Origin of the sequence: Streptomyces sp. NPDC051211 (assembly GCF_040689505.1) — a bacterium.
Taxonomy (GTDB): Bacteria; Actinomycetota; Actinomycetes; order Streptomycetales; family Streptomycetaceae; genus Streptomyces.
In genome coordinates this window covers 78,191-96,859 of record NZ_JBFBAV010000014.1, presented here as the reverse complement: position 1 = coordinate 96,859, position 18,669 = coordinate 78,191, and the positions used below count along the sequence as shown (strand labels likewise).

15 protein-coding genes and 1 tRNA gene are annotated in these 18,669 nt (G+C 71.9%); 12 read left to right on the top strand and 4 right to left on the bottom strand.

Annotated elements, in window-relative coordinates:
• Window positions 1-5 precede the first annotated feature (5 nt).
• Complete coding sequence (locus tag AB0447_RS16625; RefSeq protein WP_366477440.1) at window positions 6-2,327, top strand: hypothetical protein; 2,322 nt, start codon at window positions 6-8, stop codon at window positions 2,325-2,327.
• Window positions 2,327-3,040, top strand: a complete 714-nt coding sequence (locus tag AB0447_RS16620) for a hypothetical protein (RefSeq protein WP_366477373.1) — start codon at window positions 2,327-2,329, stop codon at window positions 3,038-3,040. The genes AB0447_RS16625 and AB0447_RS16620 overlap by 1 nt, the downstream gene beginning before the upstream one ends.
• Before the next feature lie 51 nt (window positions 3,041-3,091).
• On the opposite strand, the gene AB0447_RS16615 is transcribed toward AB0447_RS16620, so the two are convergent.
• A tRNA-Cys gene (locus AB0447_RS16615) sits at window positions 3,092-3,163 on the bottom strand.
• Window positions 3,164-3,415: 252 nt separating this feature from the next.
• Between AB0447_RS16615 and AB0447_RS16610 the strand changes: the two genes are divergently transcribed.
• From AB0447_RS16610 to AB0447_RS16580, 7 genes are all read left to right on the top strand, one after another.
• Window positions 3,416-4,774, top strand: coding sequence for an AMP-binding protein (locus tag AB0447_RS16610; RefSeq protein ID WP_366477372.1), 1,359 nt, complete (start codon window positions 3,416-3,418; stop codon window positions 4,772-4,774).
• A 112-nt stretch (window positions 4,775-4,886) separates the two neighbouring features.
• Window positions 4,887-6,449 (top strand): MFS transporter, encoded by a 1,563-nt coding sequence (locus AB0447_RS16605; protein ID WP_366477371.1) that lies wholly within the window; start codon window positions 4,887-4,889, stop codon window positions 6,447-6,449.
• A 32-nt stretch (window positions 6,450-6,481) separates the two neighbouring features.
• Complete coding sequence (locus AB0447_RS16600; RefSeq protein ID WP_351810035.1) at window positions 6,482-6,679, top strand: Arc family DNA-binding protein; 198 nt, start codon at window positions 6,482-6,484, stop codon at window positions 6,677-6,679.
• A complete protein-coding gene (locus tag AB0447_RS16595; protein ID WP_366477370.1) occupies window positions 6,676-7,047 on the top strand; it encodes a Fic family protein in 372 nt (123 codons plus the stop codon). The genes AB0447_RS16600 and AB0447_RS16595 overlap by 4 nt, the downstream gene beginning before the upstream one ends.
• 183 nt (window positions 7,048-7,230) lie before the next feature.
• Window positions 7,231-9,018 carry a DEAD/DEAH box helicase gene (locus tag AB0447_RS16590; RefSeq protein WP_366477369.1) on the top strand — a complete coding sequence of 596 codons (1,788 nt, stop codon included), beginning with the start codon at window positions 7,231-7,233 and terminating at the stop codon, window positions 9,016-9,018.
• Between the two features lie 519 nt (window positions 9,019-9,537).
• Window positions 9,538-10,179, top strand: a complete 642-nt coding sequence (locus AB0447_RS16585) for a helix-turn-helix domain-containing protein (protein ID WP_366477368.1) — start codon at window positions 9,538-9,540, stop codon at window positions 10,177-10,179.
• 236 nt (window positions 10,180-10,415) lie between these two features.
• Window positions 10,416-11,213, top strand: a complete 798-nt coding sequence (locus tag AB0447_RS16580; RefSeq protein WP_366477367.1) for a S16 family serine protease — start codon at window positions 10,416-10,418, stop codon at window positions 11,211-11,213.
• 36 nt (window positions 11,214-11,249) lie between these two features.
• Here the strand turns inward: AB0447_RS16580 and AB0447_RS16575 are convergent, their stop codons facing one another.
• Window positions 11,250-11,720 carry an Lrp/AsnC family transcriptional regulator gene (locus AB0447_RS16575; RefSeq protein WP_366477366.1) on the bottom strand — a complete coding sequence of 157 codons (471 nt, stop codon included), beginning with the start codon at window positions 11,718-11,720 and terminating at the stop codon, window positions 11,250-11,252.
• A 159-nt stretch (window positions 11,721-11,879) separates the two neighbouring features.
• On the opposite strand from AB0447_RS16575, the gene hppD reads away from it, so the two are divergent.
• Entirely contained in the window at window positions 11,880-13,025 is a 1,146-nt protein-coding gene (gene hppD, locus AB0447_RS16570) for a 4-hydroxyphenylpyruvate dioxygenase (protein WP_366477365.1), read from the top strand.
• A 362-nt stretch (window positions 13,026-13,387) separates the two neighbouring features.
• On the opposite strand, the gene AB0447_RS16565 is transcribed toward hppD, so the two are convergent.
• A complete protein-coding gene (locus AB0447_RS16565; protein WP_366477363.1) occupies window positions 13,388-14,884 on the bottom strand; it encodes a tetratricopeptide repeat protein in 1,497 nt (498 codons plus the stop codon).
• A 105-nt stretch (window positions 14,885-14,989) separates the two neighbouring features.
• Between AB0447_RS16565 and AB0447_RS16560 the strand changes: the two genes are divergently transcribed.
• The gene (locus AB0447_RS16560) at window positions 14,990-16,369 is read left to right on the top strand and encodes an FAD-linked oxidase C-terminal domain-containing protein (protein ID WP_366477439.1); all 1,380 of its coding nucleotides are present in this window, start codon (window positions 14,990-14,992) and stop codon (window positions 16,367-16,369) included.
• Window positions 16,370-16,385: 16 nt separating this feature from the next.
• Here AB0447_RS16560 and AB0447_RS16555 read toward each other — a convergent pair whose 3' ends face one another.
• Window positions 16,386-16,865 carry an SsgA family sporulation/cell division regulator gene (locus AB0447_RS16555; RefSeq protein ID WP_366477362.1) on the bottom strand — a complete coding sequence of 160 codons (480 nt, stop codon included), beginning with the start codon at window positions 16,863-16,865 and terminating at the stop codon, window positions 16,386-16,388.
• A gap of 286 nt (window positions 16,866-17,151) precedes the next feature.
• Between AB0447_RS16555 and AB0447_RS16550 the strand changes: the two genes are divergently transcribed.
• A complete protein-coding gene (locus AB0447_RS16550; protein ID WP_366477361.1) occupies window positions 17,152-18,534 on the top strand; it encodes an RDD family protein in 1,383 nt (460 codons plus the stop codon).
• Window positions 18,535-18,669: the final 135 nt, after the last annotated feature.

Below are 18,669 nucleotides of genomic sequence, written 5' to 3'. Positions count from 1 at the left end.
ACGTGATGAACGCACCCCTGGACAAGCTGAACACGGCGGTGACCGACTGGGGCGCGATGGTCACCAAGCTGGAGGAGCTGGCCCGGGAAGCCCGTGAGGGCATGAAGGCCAAGGCCGACAAGGCCGAGTGGAGCGGGGTCACGGCCGGGGCGGGGCGGCCGTTCATCGCGAAGGTGGCCAAGGAGTTCGACGACGCGGCCCAGCAGGCCAAGGGCGTCCACCAGGCCCTGACCAGCGGGTACGACGCGTTCAAGTCGGCCAAGGACCAGCTGAAGAAGATCGTAGAGGTGGAGGCCCCGGTCGCCGGGTTTCGGGTGGACGGCGAAGGGCGGGTGTCCCGGGTGCCCTTCGCCGACCCGGGGACCGAGAACGCAGCCCGCCACGATCCCGACTACGTGCAGACGGCGGAGCAGCACCGTGGGGAGTGGCAGCGGAAGATCTACGCCCTCATCGAAAGCTGCGACGACGCCGATCAGTCCCTGGCCCGCATGCTGGCGGCGAACATCACCGACGACAACAACTTCAGCGGGCCGAAGTACACCAGCATCGCCTCCGAACAGGCGGGCCGGGCCGCCGAGCTCGCCAAGAAGGGCCGCGACCTCAAGCACGAGGAGCTCGTGGAGCTCAACGAGCTGCTGGCGGACAACGCCAAGGTGCCGGAGTTCTCGACCAGGTTCTACGAATCGCTCGGGCCCAAGGGTGCGCTGGAGTTCTTCGGCTACATGTCCACGGACACGTACGACTGGTCGAAGGTCGACGCGCAGCGGCTGAAGGACGTACAGGAGCTGCAGAAGAACCTCGGCCTCAACCTCGCCACCGCGACCAGCTCCAAGACAGAGCCGCACCTGCCTGACAGCTTCGCTCAGGAGCTGCGCAAGCTGGGCACGGAGCGAATTCCGCTGGCCAAGTACGACCAGAACCCGCCGTTCGGCTACCAGCTGCTCGGCGGCATCATGCGGTACGGCAACTACGACCCGAAGTTCCTCGTCCCGATCGCCGAGCACGCCACCCAGATCCACGCCAAGGACCCCGACTTCTTCAACCAGTCGCGGCACCTCAACGGCTACGGGAAGAACCTGTTCAACCCGTCCGGGGTCAACGGGGCCGGCTACGACCCGGTGGTCAGCTTCCTGGAGGCGCTCGGGCACAGCCCGGCGGCCGCGGCACAGTTCTTCGACCCGGAGCGCGAACCCCTCCCCGCGTACAACCAGGACGGCACGGTCAAGGCCGGCGAGCCCGACCTGGGCAAGGGCGAGGACAAGAAGCCGATCAAGAACTACCTCGACTTCTTCGGCAACGAGAAGTACGACTTCACCATCGACATGGAGGGGACGAACCCGGACGACCTGAAGAAGGTCCAGCAGCACATGCCGGAGGCGCTGGGGCATGCGCTGGAGGCAGCAACGCTCGGCCATGCCTGGGACGACCCCAAACCGGAACTCAACCGGACCGACACGGGGGCGCGCGTCATGGAGGCGGCCGCCGAGAAGTACGGCGGCGATGCCGGCCTCCTCAAGGCCCACGAGTCGCTGGCGGACAGCCTGGGCAATATGACGGCCGGTTACATCGACGACGTCAACCGGGCCATCGCCGACCAGGGGACCAGCAGCGTCTTCGAGCCCAAGGATTCCAACGGCCACGCGGACTTTGGGCTGGAGGGCGCGCGCAATCTGCTCAGCGCGCTGGGCCAGCATCCCGATGCCTACGCGACCGTTTCCACGGCCGAGCGCATCTACTCGGCCAGCGTCCTGGAGACCCAGGGTTTCCACGACGGCCAAGTCGACGAAGGCAAGGCCCGTGCGACCATCCGGACCACGGCCGAGGTGCAGGGCATGCTCGACGAGTCGCGGGCGAACCAGGTCATCGCCGAGGGCGAGAAGAAGCACGTGGAGTACGAGAATGCCCACGAGCAGCGGGCGGCCTGGGTGGAGTTCGGCACGACGGCTGCCATCGCGGCCGGTGTCGCGTTCCTTCCGGCCACCGCCGCGGCCGCCGGCGCGGCGGCGATTCTCGTACCGCTGGCCGTGGACGTGGGCAGCGGTGCAGTGGAGCAGGCCGCTGCCTCCGTCATCGGCGAGTGGTCCTCCGATGCGGTGGAGAAGCACAAGGACGAGGTGGACGAAAAGACACACGCCACTACGAAGGAGATGTACCAGGCGGGCGAGCACAGTGCGAAGGCGCCGATGGACCGTTTCATGACGCATCACGGCATCGATTCGACGAGCACGTTCGGCAACAACCTGATCGAGTCGATGCGGGACGGCTACCAGACCGGCAACCGCCTCGCCGATCAGCAGGGACACCAACCGGAGACGGGCAAGAAGTGATGAGGCTGCACAGACGACTGCGGGCCGCGGGCTGCGGGTTGGCCGCGCTCGGCTTGCTGGCCGGATGCAGCGGCCCCGAGTCCGAGCCCGAGCCGGAGTCCTCGGCTACTCAGGGGCGGAAGTTCGTGTCGGTCGCCCGGCTGTGCCCGGGTCTCTTCGGTGCGGAGGGCGGCAAGGCGCTGGAACGGTTCCTCGAATCGACAGAGTTCGAGATCCGGGACGAGAAGAAGAACGTGGGAGTCCAGGCGGTCGTGAAAGCGCTGGAGAACGGATACAAGGCGGGCAAGGGGATCCGCGACATGCCCGACCAGATCTGCCAGGTCTCGGGCAGGCCCAAGGACGGCTATTACCGTTCGGCCGATCTGTGGGTCGACGGCTACAGCAAGCACGTCGGCGATCCGGAAGAATTCCCCAGCCTGAAGGACCGCGGTCCGAGGGCGTCGTCCAGCGGGAAGCAGGTCCACCTCTCGTACGACTGCGTCAGCTCCCGAGCCGGCTCCACCGCAGACGTTCCGCTGCGCATCAGGCTCATGTTGCGCGAGCAGTGGGACGGGAGCATGGGTGCGGCCGTCCTCGGCCCCGACTATCTGGCTGCCGTCCATTCGGCGGCGCTCTCCATCGCCAAGGAACTCGGCTGCGCCGGCAACGGCGGCCTGCCCGGCCGTCCCGATGCCCTTCCCGCGCCGGACCCCGCCGCAAAGGACGGATCCTGACCGCGTACAAGGTGAAGGCCGCTCAGAGCGCCTGCTGAGCGGCCTTCGGAGAAGCCGTGACCGGATTCGAACCGGCGTAACCCGCTTTGCAGGCGAGTCCCTCAACCACTCGGGCACACGGCTGTGTGGTGTCGATGAACCGACCGTACGGCGGGCAGGGCCAGGGCCGGAAGGGAAACCCGGCCCCCGCAACACGACTGCCATGGCGCGTTCACAAAGCCGACCGTTCCTCCTGGTCAGCGGCGCGCATTGGTCTTTCCGCTGATGGCCGTCGGCGTCCATGGGTGGGAAAGCGCATTGTCCGTACCGGTGTTGGCGGATTGGATTCCAAGGTCAAGACGGCGGGGTCGGTACAGAAGGAAGCGAAGGACATCCATGCTCGACGGCTGCACGCCCTGGCCCGAGGAGTTCGTCGACCGTTACTGGGCGGCCGGGCACTGGCGGGGCAACACGCTGGACAACCTGCTGCGCGGCTGGGCCCTGCAGTACGGGCCGCGGACCGCGCTCGTGCACGGCGGCACCCGGATCACGTACGCGAACCTGAACCGGCGCGTGGACCGCATGGCCGCCGGATTCCGGTTGCTCGCCCTCCGGCCCGGGCAGCGGGTCGTCGTCCAGCTGCCGAACGTTCCCGAGTTCGTCGTCACCGTGTTCGCGCTGATGCGCGCCGGCGCGGTCCCCGTGCTGTGCCCGGTCTCGCACCGCGCGTCCGAGGTGTCCCACCTGGTGCAGGTCACCCAGGCCGTCGGCTACGTCGGCCCCTCGACGTACCGGGGTTTCGACCACACGGCGATGGCCGCGGACATCGCCGCCCGAGGGCCCTTCCTGCGGCGGGTGTTCACCCTTGAGGCGCCGGGCGCCTCCTCCCCGTACGGCGGCTACACGACCGACCCGTCGGGCTGCCACTACTTCCCGCTGGGCTCGATCGACTCCCCGCCCGCGCCGGCGCTGGTGCAGAGCGCCGACCGGGTGGCGTTCTTCCTGCTCTCCGGCGGCACCACCGCTCCGCCCGAGCTCGTTCCGCGCACCCACGACGACTACGCCTACCAGGCGCGGGCCGCCGCCGAGCTGGTGTCGCTCACCGAGAACGACGTGTATCTCGCCGCGCTGCCCGCCGGGCTCAACTTCACCCTCGGCAGCCCCGGCATCGTCGGCACCCTCTCCGCCGGCGGCACCGTCGTCCTCGTCGAGAACCCGGAACCCGCCGAATGCCTTCCGGTCATCGGACGGGAACGGGTCACCCTCACCTCGGTGACGCCCGCCGTCGCCCAGCTCTGGCTCGACGCACTTCCCACGGTCCGGGAAAACGACGTGAGCAGTCTGCGTCTCGTGCAGATCGGCGGCGGGCCCCTGCGCCGGGCCACCGCCGAACGGATGGGCGCCGCATCGGGCTGCCGCCTGCAGCAGGTCTTCTGCACGCCCGAGGGGCTGCTCACGCTCACCCGGCCCGCCGATCCGGACGAGACCGTGCTCACCACGCAGGGCCGCCCGCTCTCGCCCGACGACGAGATCCGCATCGTCGACGCCGACGGCAAGGACGTGCCCGACGGGAAGTCCGGCGAACTCCTCGCCCGCGGCCCCCACACGGTGCGGGGCTACTACCGGGCGCCCGAACACAACGCCCGCTCCTTCACCGCCGACGGCTACTTCCGCACCGGCGACCTCGCCCGACGCACCCCGGACGGCAACCTGGTGGTGACCGGCCGCCTCGAGGGACGGCCCGTGGCGGGCTGATCCCGGGACGGATCGACCGGAGACCTAGGGCTGCTGGAGGAGGGGACGATCCGTCGAAGGGAGGGGGAAAAGGAAAGGGGCAAAACCGGGGGATGGCCCTTAGCCTGGGGCGATGAGCGCCCTTGAGCCCCGTGCCGACGAGATAGCCCCACCCGCCGCGCCCCAGCCCGGCGGCGGCGGGATCCTCGGGCCCGCGCACCGGACGCTCAGCATCGGAATGATCTCCGTCATCTTCCTCATCGCGTTCGAGGCGACCGCCGTCGGCACCGCGATGCCGGTGGCCGCCCGCGAGCTGAACGGCATCGGCCTCTACGCCTTCGCCTTCTCGGCGTACTTCACCACCAGCCTGTTCGGCATGGTGCTCTCCGGCCAGTGGGCCGACCGGACCGGGCCGCTGCGGCCGCTCGCCCTCGGCATCGCCTCCTTCGCCGGCGGGCTGGTCCTCTCCGGCACCGCCACCGCGATGTGGCTGTTCGTACTGGGCCGGGCCGTGCAGGGCTTCGGCGGCGGACTGGTCATCGTCGCCCTGTACGTGGTGGTCAGCCGGGCCTACGACGAGCGGGAGCGGCCCGCGATCATGGCGGCCTTCGCCGCCAGCTGGGTGGTGCCGTCCATCGTCGGACCGCTGGCCTCCGGGACCGTCACCGAGCACCTCGGCTGGCGCTGGGTGTTCCTGGGGATCCCCGCGCTGGTCGTCGTACCGCTGGTGGTGGCGCTGCCCGCGATCCGCCGGACCGCGTCCGGGCCGGTGGAGCCGGGCGGGACGCCCGTGCCCTTCGACCGGCGCCGGATCCGGCTCGCCCTCGGCATCTCGCTGGGTGCCGGGCTGCTCCAGTACGCCGCCCAGGACCTGCGCTGGCTGTCGGTCGTGCCCGGGGTCGCGGGCGCGGCCCTGCTGGTGCCGGCCGTCCTCGGGCTGCTGCCGCGCGGTACCTACCTGGCGCGGCGCGGGCTGCCCTCGGTGGTGCTGCTGCGCGGGGTCGCGGCCGGGTCGTTCATCGCCGCCGAGAGCTTCGTGCCGCTGATGCTGGTCACCCAGCGCGGGCTGAGCCCCACCCTGGCCGGGTTCTCGCTGGCGCTGGGCGGGCTCACCTGGGCGGGCGGCTCGTGGATCCAGTCCAAGGGGCGGATGGCGCCGTACCGGGAGCGGTTGATGGTGGCGGGCATGGTGATGGTCGCGGCGGCGATCGCCGCCGCGCCGGCCGTGCTGATCGAGTGGGTGCCGGTGTGGACCGTGGCGGTGGCCTGGGGGGTGGGCTGTCTGGGCATGGGCCTGGTGATCGGGTCCACCAGCGTGCTGCTGCTGAAGCTGTCGCCGCCGGCGGAGGCGGGCACGAACTCCGCCGCCCTGCAGATCTCGGACGCGCTGGCCAATGTGGTGCTGCTGGCGGGCGGCGGGGCGGCCTTCGCCGCGCTGGGTGGGGGAGCGGTGGGGGCCGCCCACACGGCGGCCGAGGGGGCGGCTTCGCACCCGGGTGCCTTCGTGGTGGTCTTCCTCCCGATGGCCTGCGTGGCCCTGGTGGGCGCCTGGGTCGCCACCCGCCTGGACCCGGCCCCTGGCCCGGCCGTGTCCGGCATGCCGAGCCCTGCCGGCTTCCCGGCCTCCTCGGCGACCGTCCCGGCCACCCCCGGAGCCCCACCCGCCTCCTCTCAGAATGCCGACGAAGTCAGCTGACACCGCGTGGTACCACGCGGTACCATTGTCCCATGGCTGGTCTCAACGTCAGGTTCACCGAAGAAGAGCTGGATGCCCTGCGCGAGCGCGCCGAGGCGGAGGGCCGCAGCATGCAGTCCTTTGCGCACGACGCGGTGATCAGGGCCATAAACGAGCACTCCCGCCTGTTCAACGAGGCGGCCGAACATGTGCTGAAGGTCAGTGGGGAGCTGAACCGGAGGCTCGCGTGACGCACTACCTCACGCTGCCGGAGCTGCTGAACCTCGCCGAACGCCTCGGCACCAGCGAGGTGCGGGACTACGGGCTGCTCGACTCCGCGCTCGCTCGCCCGCAGTCGAGCGTGTTCGGCCAGGACGCGTACCCGGACGTGTGGCAGAAGGCCGCCGCCCTGATGGAATCGCTCGCGCGCAACCACGCGCTGGTCGACGGGAACAAGCGGATCGCCTGGTACGCGACCTGGGTCTTCCTGCACATGAACGGGCATCCCCTGGACGCGGACTTCGACGTCGACGAAGCGGAGACCTTCGTACTGGACGTGCGCCAGGGCGCCCTCGACGTACCCAAGATCGCGGCGCAGCTGCCGAGGTTCGCTCGCTGAGCACTGCCGTGTGACCCTCGCCGCACGGTCCGAGGTCACGGGCCTGTCCCTCCGCGAGGGGCGGGCCCGGGCCGGTAAGGTGGCCCGGTTGTCCTACGTACGACGACCCGCGCGGGGCCCGCGCAAGCCGCTCGTACGACGACGACTCCGAGACTGCCTGCCGAGAGCAACGAACCGGAGACCGTGACTACTACCGCCTCCCACCACCTCTCACCCGCCTTTCCCGGCCGCGCCCCCTGGGGCACCGCCAGCAAGCTGCGTGCCTGGCAGCAGGGGGCGCTGGACAAGTACATCCAGACCCAGCCGCGTGACTTCCTCGCGGTCGCGACCCCCGGCGCCGGCAAGACCACCTTCGCGCTCACCCTCGCCTCCTGGCTGCTGCACCACCACGTGGTCCAGCAGGTGACCGTGGTCGCCCCCACCGAGCACCTGAAGAAGCAGTGGGCGGAAGCCGCGGCCCGGATAGGCATCCGGCTCGACCCCGAGTACTCGGCGGGGCCGCTGAGCCGGGAGTACCACGGGGTCGCCGTCACCTACGCGGGCGTCGGCGTGCGGCCCATGCTGCACCGCAACCGGTGCGAGCAGCGCAAGACCCTGGTGATCCTGGACGAGATCCACCACGCGGGCGACTCCAAGTCCTGGGGCGAGGCCTGCCTGGAGGCCTTCGATCCGGCGACCCGGCGGCTGGCCCTGACCGGCACCCCCTTCCGGTCCGACACGAACCCGATCCCCTTCGTGACGTACGAGGAAGGGAACGACGGAATCCGGCGGTCCTCCGCCGACTACACCTACGGCTACGGCAACGCCCTCGGCGACGGCGTCGTCCGGCCCGTCATCTTCCTCTCCTACAGCGGCAACATGCGCTGGCGGACGAAGGCCGGCGACGAGATCGCCGCCAAGCTCGGCGAGCCGATGACCAAGGACGCCATCAGCCAGGCCTGGCGCACCGCACTGGATCCGCGCGGCGACTGGATGCCGAACGTGCTGCGGGCCGCCGACCAGCGGCTGACCGAGGTCCGCAAGGGCATCCCGGACGCGGGCGGCCTCGTCATCGCCTCCGACCAGGACTCGGCGCGGGCGTACGCCAAGCTGCTCCGCGAGATCACCGGCAGCAAGGCGACCGTCGTGCTGTCCGACGACACGGGCGCGTCGAAGCGGATCGACGACTTCAGCGGGAACGACGACCGCTGGATGGTCGCGGTCCGGATGGTGTCCGAGGGCGTCGACGTGCCCCGGCTGGCGGTGGGCGTGTACGCGACCACCATCTCCACCCCGCTGTTCTTCGCGCAGGCGGTCGGCCGCTTCGTGCGCTCGCGGCGGCGCGGCGAGACCGCGTCCGTCTTCCTGCCGACCATCCCCTATCTGCTCGGCTTCGCCAACGAGATGGAGGTCGAGCGCGACCACGTGCTCGACAAGCCGAAGAAGCAGGGCGAGGACGAGGACCCGTACGCCGAGTCCGAGAAGGAGATGGACGAGGCGAACCGGCAGGAGGACGAGGACACCGGCGAGCAGGACATGCTGCCCTTCGAGGCGCTGGAGTCCGACGCCGTCTTCGACCGGGTGCTGTTCGACGGCGCCGAGTTCGGCATGCAGGCGCACCCGGGCAGCGAGGAGGAGCAGGACTACCTCGGCATCCCCGGGCTGCTGGAACCGGACCAGGTGCAGATGCTGCTCCAGAAGCGGCAGGCCCGGCAGATCGCGCACAGCCGGAAGAGGCCGGACGCGGAGGCGGACCTGCTGGAGCTGCCGGCCGAGCGGCGGCCCGTGGTCTCGCACAAGGAACTGCTGGAACTGCGGAAGTCGCTGAACACGATGGTCGGCGCGTACGTCCACCAGAGCGGCAAGCCGCACGGGGTGATCCACACCGAGCTGCGGCGGGTGTGCGGCGGACCGCCGAGCGCGGAGGCGACGGCGGGGCAGCTGCGGGAGCGCATCAAGAAGGTCCAGGAGTGGGCGACACGGATGCGCTGAACGCGGACGTGCCGAGCGCGGATCCGCTGAACGCGGACCTGCCGAACGCGGACCTGCCGAGCGCGGATCTGCCGAACGCGTGATGCGCTGAACGCGGGTGTGCTGAGCCGTTCCTACGGAACATCGGACGGGGTCCGTGCGGAGAATCGCACGGACCCCGTCCGGCTGCGGGGACCTGCTCCGGGCCCTTCCCCGGGCATGTCCCGGCCGGTTCGAGGCCGTTCACAACTGTTGAGGTTGTATGGAGGTTCTGAGGCTGCCGGCATGACAAACAGGTACACCCGGCGGCTGCGCAAAGTTCACATACAGGGATTCGGCGCCCGGATTCTGGACGAGGCCTTCCGCTGAGCGGGACCCGCTCGCTACTGTCCCCGCATCGAAACGCCCCGTGGCAGCGCCGCCGCGGGAGCGCAGCCGGTGCCATGGCCTACCCGGCGGCCTCTCCTTGCGTCGCCGATGGGACCGGCGGCGCTTTTGCCGTGAGAGTTCACCGCCGCTCACCACAGAGGGAGAGGCGTCGTGACCGCGGAAACCTCCCAGACTCTCGACCGAGGGCTGAGAGTCCTCAAGCTGCTCGCCGATACCGATCACGGTCTGACCGTCACCGAGCTCTCCAACCGGCTCGGGGTCAACCGCACCGTCGTCTACCGTCTGCTCGCCACGCTGGAACAGCACGCCCTGGTCCGGCGCGACCTCGGCGGCCGCGCCCGCGTGGGCCTCGGGGTGCTGAGGCTGGGCCGGCAGGTCCACCCCCTCGTACGCGAGGCGGCCCTGCCCGTCCTGCGTTCCCTCGCCGAGGACATAGGCGCAACCGCGCACCTCACCCTCGTCGACGGCACCGAAGCACTCGCCGTGGCCGTCGTCGAACCCACCTGGACCGACTACCACGTCGCGTACCGGGCCGGCTTCCGCCACCCGCTGGACCGCGGAGCCGCGGGCCGAGCCATCCTGGCCGCCAGGCAGGGTGGGCTCACCGAGCCCGGCTACACCCTCACCCACGGAGAACTCGAAGCGGGAGCCAGCGGAGCGGCCGCCCCGCTGGTCGGCATCAGCGGCCTGGAGGGCAGCGTCGGCGTCGTCATGCTCGCCGACGCCGTGCCGGAGCGGGTCGGGCCGCGCGTGGTCGACGCGGCACGGGAGGTCGCAGACGCCCTGCGCTGACCGTACGCGCCACCGGCTAGCTCCCCGGGGCCTCCCCGGAATCCCTGCCACCCCGGGCATCCCCGCCCACCCCGGGCATCCCCGCCACCCGGGGATCCCGGCACCCGGGGATCCCGGCAACCCCGGCATCCGGGGAACGGCCGTACCGCGCCTCCGGCCCCGTCCCACGGCGGGGCCGGAGGCGTTCGGCCGTGCGGGGGCCCGGTGCGGCGGACCCGGCCCGATAGATTGGCTGGGTGCTTTCACGTCTCTCACGTCTCCCGCGCCCCGCCGCCCTCGCCGTCTGCGCCGTGCCCGCACTCGCGCTGCTGCTCATCGCGGCCTTCGCACCCCTGCCGTTCGTACTGGCCCAGCCAGGGCTGACGGCCGACGTGCTCGGCGCCAAGGACGGCAAGAGCGTGATCACGATCACCGGCGCGCCCACCCGCGGCACCACCGGGCAGCTCCGCATGACCACGATCGTCGCCACCGGCCCCTCCCAGGAGGTGGGCCTGCCGGACCTGGTCGGCAACTGGTTCCGCACCGACCGGGCGGTCATGCCGAAGGAGGCCGTGTACCCGGCCGGTGACAGCGACAAGGAGATCGAGGCGCACAACCTGGAGGAAATGGCGAAGTCGCAGTCGACCGCCGCCCAGGCCGCCCTCGGATTTCTGCACAAGGACCCCCGGCAGGTGAAGGTGGACCTCAACCTCGCCGACGTCGGCGGGCCCAGCGCCGGACTCCTCTTCTCCCTCGGCATCGTCGACAAGCTCGACGGCGACGGCAGCGGCGGCGACCTCACCGGCGGCCGGAGCGTGGCCGGCACCGGCACGATCGACGCGAACGGCGCGGTCGGCGCGGTCGGCGGGGTGGCCCTGAAGACCCAGGCCGCCAAGCGGGACGGCGCCACCGTGTTCCTCGTACCGAAGGCCGAGTGCTCGGACGCCCGCTCCGAACTCCCCGAGGGACTGCGGCTGATCCCCGTCACCTCCCTGACGGACGCGGTGTCCTCCCTGCGGGAACTGAACCGCGGCGGCAAGGTCCCGTCCTGCTGACCCGGGCCTGCTGACCGAGCCGGCCGACCCCGAGCCCTAACGATCCTCGGCTGCTTGTTCGACCAGGGGGATGATCCGCAAGGGGACGGGGTTTTCCATGACGATTGCCGTCGAGGCACGCACGATGCCCTCGAAGCCGACAACGCGGTCGATCACTCGCTGAAGGTCGGCGTTGGAGCGGGCCACCAGGCGGCACAGCATGTCCCCGTGGCCGGTGGTCGTGTGGAGTTCCAGCACCTCCGGCACCGTGGCCAAGTGGGCCCGTACGTCGGCGCCTTGGCCCTGCTTGATCTCCAGCGTGGCGAAGGCCGTCACCGGGTAGCCGAGGGCGGCCGGGTCCACCTGGGGGCCGAAGCCGCGGATGACTCCGTTCGACTGGAGCCGGTCCAGTCGGGCCTGGACCGTGCCGCGGGCCACCCCGAGGCGGCGGGAGGCCTCCAGGACCCCGATTCGGGGTTCGCGGGCGAGGAGGACGATGAGCCGGCCGTCGAGACTGTCGATGCCCATGGGGTGTGCCTGCCGTTTCCTTCGGGTGTTCCTCGGGATGGCCCTGAGGGTGGTCATCCTGCACAGATTCCACATCCATCCTGAGTCCAGACTGGGCAGTCTGTACACCGGAACAAGAAACTATTGCGCAGCTTGGTGGATCGGCGGGACTCTGCGCTTATGACTGAGACCCTGGATCACACGCCCGGAACCGCGCGCGAGGCAGACCCCTTCCCGGTGAAGGGCATGGACGCGGTGGTCTTCGCCGTCGGCAACGCCAAGCAGGCCGCGCACTACTACTCCACCGCCTTCGGCATGAAGCTCGTGGCGTACTCCGGACCGGAGAACGGCAGCCGCGAGACGGCCAGTTACGTCCTCACCAACGGCGCCGCCCGGTTCGTCCTGACCTCCGTCATCAAGGCGACCACCGACCACGGCCGCTTCCTCGCCGAACACGTCACCGAGCACGGCGACGGCGTCATCGACCTCGCCATCGAGGTCCCGGACGCGCGCGCCGCGTACAAGTACGCCGTCGAGCAGGGCGCCCGCGGCCTCGACGAGCCGTACGAGATCACCGACGAGCACGGCACGGTGGTGCTGGCCGCCATCGCGACGTACGGCCAGACCCGCCACACCCTGGTCGACCGCTCCGGGTACACCGGCCCCTACCTGCCGGGCTACGTGGCCGTCGACCCGATGGTCGCCCCGCCCGCCAAGCGGACCTTCCAGGCGATCGACCACTGCGTCGGCAACGTCGAGCTGGGCCGCATGAACGAGTGGGTCGGCTTCTACAACAAGGTCATGGGCTTCACGAACATGAAGGAGTTCGTGGGCGACGACATCGCGACCGAGTACTCGGCGCTGATGTCGAAGGTGGTCGCGGACGGCACCAAGAAGGTCAAGTTCCCGATCAACGAGCCGGCGATCGCGAAGAAGAAGTCGCAGATCGACGAGTACCTGGAGTTCTACGGCGGGCCGGGCGTCCAGCACATCGCGCTGGCCACGAACGACATCGTCGCGACCGTCCGCACCATGCGGGCCGCGGGCGTCCAGTTCCTGTCCGTCCCGGACACGTACTACGACACCCTCGGCGAGTGGGTCGGCGACACCCGGGTGCCGATCGACGAGCTGCGCGAGCTGAAGATCCTGGCGGACCGGGACGAGGACGGCTACCTGCTGCAGATCTTCACGAAGCCGGTGCAGGACCGGCCGACCGTGTTCTTCGAGATCATCGAGCGGCACGGGTCCATGGGGTTCGGCAAGGGCAACTTCAAGGCGCTGTTCGAGGCGATCGAGCGCGAGCAGGAGAAGCGCGGCAACCTGTAGCCCCCTTCGGGCCGGGCCCCTGCCGCGCCATGGCCTGGCGCCCGGCCGCTGCGCGAAGCGGTGCGGCGCCGTTGCCGGGGGCCAGCCCCCGGACCCCCGCGCCTCAAAACGCCGGAGGGGCTGATCTTTCAGCCCCTCCGGCTTTTGAGGAGTGGGGTCTGGGGCGGAGCCCCAGGCGGGAAGGGGCGGGTAGGGGATCAGCTCCGCGCAGCGGCTGCTCGCGGGGCCGGACGCAGGAGGGGCGCGTCCGGCCCCCGGCCGGCCGGAGCCCGGGCCCGCCGTAGCCCGGCCCGCCGGTGTCAGCCGGGGCCAGCGGGGCCAGGCCGAGGCCGGGCCCGGGTCAGCGGGGCCGGGCCCCCCGGTCAGGGTTTCGGCTTGGGTTTGGACGGGACGATGTACTGGCTCATGTCCGGGGCCACCCACTTCCCCCTCGGCAGCACGTTCTCCGGCCCACCCCCCGCCGGCTCCCCCACCCCCGCCAGCGCATCCTTCGCCCGCGCCACCCGCACCGGCGAGAACGCCGGGTTCGTGCGCAGCGCCTCCTGGAAGTGACGTCTGGCCGATGCCGTGTCGCCCAGGGCGCGTTCCATCACCGCCCGGTGGTACGTGAAGTCCGCGCTCCGCAGGCCCAGTTCCGTCGCCTTCTTCGCGTACTCCAGGCCGTCCTCCGTATCCCCGGCCCGGTGCAGCGCCCACCCCAGCGCGTCCGCGACCTGCACGCTCTTGTGCCGTTCCCACTCCGCGCTCAGCCGCCGTACCGCCGCCGCCGGATCCCCGTGGTCCGCCTCGTACAGGCCGAGCACCACCGGCTCGCTCACCCCGTGGGCCGAGCCGCGCGCCGCCAGCCGCTCCAGCAGGGTGTAGGGGCCGTCGGCCGCCCGCGCCTCCTCCGCCCGGCCCAGGGACTCCAGCAGCTCCCCCAGCTCCAGGGCCAGCTGCGGCACCGGCGCCCGCCCCAGCGCCAACCGGTAGTCCCGGACGGCTTCCCCGTGCCGCCCCAGCGAGGCCAGGGCCCGCGCCCGCCCGCCGAGGGCCTGCGCCTGCCCGGGATCGGCCCGCAGTGCCCCCTCGTACAGCCGCAGCGCCTCCCCCGCCTCGCCCCGCTCCCAGGCCAGCTCGCCGAGCCGGTAGAGGCAGTACGCCTTCTCCGCCGGTGCCTTCGCCGCGCCCGCCGCGTTCTCCATCGAGGCCGTCGCGTCCTCCCGCCAGCCGCGGTCCCGGTAGACCTGCGAGGCCCGCGCGTACGCGGCCAGGCCCGGCCGGAGCTCCAGCAGCCGCTCCATCGCCTTCTCGGCGGCCTTGTAGTCCCCGGCCCCCGTGTACGCGTCGACCAGCACCGGGTACGCCGTCCAGCGCCGCGGCGACTGCGCCCGCACCAGCTCGCCCCACTTCCGCCCGGTCACGAAGTCCCCGCGCGCATTGGCGAGCGCCCCCATGCCCGTCATCGCGTCGAAGTTGCCCTTCTCGGCCGGCCGCAGCTCCAGCGACCGTTTCAGCGCCTTCTCCGCCTTCGCGTACCAGCCGGGGTCCGCCTCGCGGCGCGCCTGTTCCAGGTAGGCCGCCCCCAGCACCGCCCACGAACCGTGGTCCTCGGCGTGCCCGCGCAGCCACGCCTCGCGGTCGGCGATCAGTGCCGCAAGGTCCACCGAGGCCGCCGGGGAGCCCATGCCGACGGCCGAGGCCGCACGCTCGGTGGGTCCGGGCGGGCGGGGGTCGTCGTCCACCTGGGCCGGGCGGATCAGCAGGGCCCCGGCGATCAGGACCACGGCGATCGCAGCGGGCACGAGCGTCTTGCGGCCGGTGAAGGTCACGGGCCGCGGCGGCTGGAATTCTGGTTCCTGACGTTCCACACGTTCCACCCGCTCACTGTGCGTCAATATGAAGAGCGCGCCGCGGTGTCCGAAGAGGGTTGCGCCCGGGTTCACACCGATGGCCCCCGGTGACACTCTGGCCTCATGGACCCCATGGACGATCTCCAGGCTCGGCTGCACGTCCGTCTCGCCGCAGGACTTCCGCCGGAGGCCCTGCTCACCGACCCCGACGTGACCGGCTCCTACGCCACCGACATGGCCACCTTCTGCGCCGCCGGCCGCCCGGCCGCCGTGGTCCTGCCCCGCACCGTGGAACAGGTCCAGCACGTGATGCGCACCGCCACCGAGTTCCGGGTGCCCGTCGTCCCGCAGGGCGCCCGCACCGGCCTGTCCGGCGCCGCCAACGCCTCGGACGGCTGCATCGTGCTCTCGCTGCTGAAGATGGACAGGATCCTGGAGATCAGCACGGTCGACCGGATCGCGGTGGTCGAACCCGGCGTGGTCAACGCGGTGCTCTCCCGTGCCGTGGCCGAGCAGGGCCTGTACTACCCGCCCGACCCGTCCAGCTGGGAGCAGTGCACCATCGGCGGCAACATCGGCACCGCCTCCGGCGGTCTGTGCTGCGTCAAGTACGGGGTCACCGCCGAGTACGTGCTCGGGCTCGACGTCGTGCTGGCCGACGGCCGGCTGCTGCGCACGGGTCGCCGTACCGCCAAGGGAGTGGCCGGATACGACCTCACCCGGCTGTTCACGGGCTCCGAGGGCAGCCTCGGCGTGGTCGTCCAGGCCGTTCTCGCCCTGCGGCCCGCACCGCCCCGGCAGCTGGCGCTGGCCGCGGAGTTCCCCTCGGCGGCCGCCGCCTGCGCGGCGGTCTGCGCCGTCATGGAGGCCGGGCTGACGCCCTCGCTGCTGGAGCTGATGGACCGTACGACCGTACGGGCGGTCAACGCGCTCGGCCGGATGGGCCTGCCCGAGACCACCGAGGCCCTGCTGCTGGCCGCCTTCGACACCCCGGACGCGCCGGCCCGTCTGGCGGCGGTGGGGGAGCTGTGCACGGCGGCCGGGGCCACCGCGGTGGTGCCCGCCGAGGACGAGGCGGAATCGGAGCTGCTGCTCCAGGCCCGGCGGATGTCGCTGACCGCGCTGGAGGCGCTGCGGCCGGCCACGATGATCGACGACGTGTGCGTGCCGCGGTCGCGGCTGGCGGAGATGCTGGACGGGACGGCCGCGATCGCCGGGAAGCACGGGCTGACGGTCGGGGTGTGCGCGCACGCGGGGGACGGCAACACCCACCCGGTGGTGTGCTTCGACCCGGCGGACGAGGACGAGACCCGCCGGGCCCGGGAGTCCTTCGACGAGATCATGGCGCTCGGGCTGGCGCTCGGCGGCACGATCACCGGCGAGCACGGGGTGGGTGTGCTGAAGAAGGAGTGGCTGGCCCGCGAACTGGGGCCGGTGGGGCTGGAGATGCAGCGGGCGGTCAAGCAGGCCTTCGACCCGCTCGGCCTGCTCAACCCCGGCAAGCTGTTCTGATCCTCCGGAGCCCGGCTCACAGGTCCGTGTCCCCGGACTCGTCCGAGGGCCACGGGTCGCGCAGCCACAGGTCGTCCGCCGGGGTGGGGGCCAGCAGCTCGGCGAGGGCCTCGTCCAGACCGAGCCGCTCGGCCTCCGCGCCCGGCGGGACCACCCGAAGGGTGCGCTCCAGCCAGGCGGACACCGCGGCGGCCGGCGCCTCCAGCAGGGCGTCCCCGTCGGGGGAGCTGAGGGCCATGCAGAGCACGGCCTTGTCGTCGATCTTGGTGGGCCAGATCCGCACGTCGCCATGACCGCAGGGCCGGAACACCCCCTCCACCATCAGCTCGCGGGCGAAGGTCCAGTTCACGGGGGCGCTGGAGCCCGCGTGGAAGGTGATGTGGACGGCGAACGGGTCGGCCGACAGGTAGACCAGCCGGGCGGGGACGGCGATGCTGCGCTCGGGCGACAGGACCAGCTTCAGTTCCAGCTCGCGCTCGATGACCGGGTCGTGCATGGCGGTGCCTCTCTCTGCGGTACGGGGGCCTGGTCCTGGCCCCACGTGAGGAGAGAGCGCGGTGCGGTCCGGTCATGACGCGACTTCCGGGTACGAATCGCAGGTTGGCCGGAATCTTTCGGGTGACCGAAATCAACCGGCGAGGCCCGGAACCGTCCAGGGTTCCCCCGAACGCTTGCATTCTCCCGTTACCGGACCTGTCGGGCCGGGGTTCTTGGCTATGGTCCTCCCTTGCGCAAGTCCCTTGCACAAGCCAAGCCTCAAGCCACGATCGGAGTTGGGGACATTGACGGCCTCCCCAGGTGACGGCGAGCACGCGGCCCGCGAGGGCTACTACCCCGATCCGTCCATCCCCGGATTCGTCCGCTACTGGAACGGCTCCGCGTGGGTCCCCGGCACCAGCCGCCGCGCCACCCCGGCGGACGAGACGGGGCCCGTGTTCCTGGACGAGACGGGTGCGCTGGCGCCGATGCCGGAACCGGCCCGGCCGCATCCGGCGGGGCCGGCCTGGCAGGCGGATCCCGCCCAGCAGTCGGGCTTCGGCGGGCCACGCGACCACCGCATCTCCTGGGGCGCCCCGGCCGCCGCTGCTCCGGTCCCGGCGTCAGCTCCCGGTCCCGCTCCGGCTCCGGCTCCGGCCTCGGCATCAGCTCCCGCTCCGGCCCAAGCTCCCGCCTCGACGCCGGCTCCGGCACCGGCTCCGGCTCCTGCCTCAGCTCCTTCTCCGGCTTCCCCGGCGGTGGCCGCCGCCCCGGCCCCGGCCCCGGTCCGGCCCGCCGAGTCGGACGGCCGCTGGCCCGCCCCCGCCGGCGGCGCCCGGCCTGAGGACCGTCCGCCGTCCGCCGCGCCGTCCCCCGCCCCGGCTCCTGCGATGGCCGCCGCCCCGGCCCCGGCCCCGGTCCGGCCCGCCGAGTCGGACGGCCGCTGGCCCGCGCCCGCCGGCGGCGCCCGGCAGGTGGACCGTACGTCCCCCGCGCCTTCCCCTTCCCCGGCCCCGGTCCGCACGGCCGAGCGGCTCCCGGCGCAGGCCTCTGCCCCCGGCGCCCTCCCGGCCAAGTCCCCGGCGGCCGCGGCCGGTCCGGGCCGACCCCGGCCCGCCTCCGAAGCCGAGCCCGAAGCGGCGCCCGAACCCACCCCGGCGCCCACCCGGCGGCCCGTCACCGACCGGGCCGTGTTCGAGCGGATGGCCGACCGGGCCGAGCAGCCCGCCGGGCTGGGGCGGCGGCTGCTGGCGCGGCTGCTGGACTCGCTGGCGCCCGCCGCGGTCGCCGCGGCCGTCGCCTGGCCGTCCCTACCGGAGGTGACGGAGCACCTGCAGGCCAAGGTGGATACCGCCGCGCGGGCCGGCGCGGGCGAACCGGTCACCGTATGGCTGCTGGACGGCACCACCGCCGGCCACCTGGCCGCCGTACTCGGCGCGGTGCTGCTCTTCGGGGTGTTCTACGAGGCGCTGCCGACCGCCCGTTGGGGCCGCACGCCCGGCAAGAAGCTGCTCGGCATCCGGGTGGCGGCGGTCGCCACCGGCCGGCCCCCGTCCTTCGGCGCGGCACTGCGCCGCTGGCTGGTGTACGGGATCCTCGGCTTCCCCGGTGCCCTGTGGTGCCTGGTCGACCGCCCCCGGCGCCAGGCCTGGCACGACAAGGCCGCCGCCACCGTCGTCCGCCGCTAGTGCTGTGACCGGCTAGGTTCACCGGGTCACGACCCCCGGCACGGCACGGCACCTCGCCGCGTTGTCGGACCGCGCAAGTACGTCCAGTACGAGCCGCGGCCCTCCGCCTAGCGATGCACCGCACCGGACGCCGTG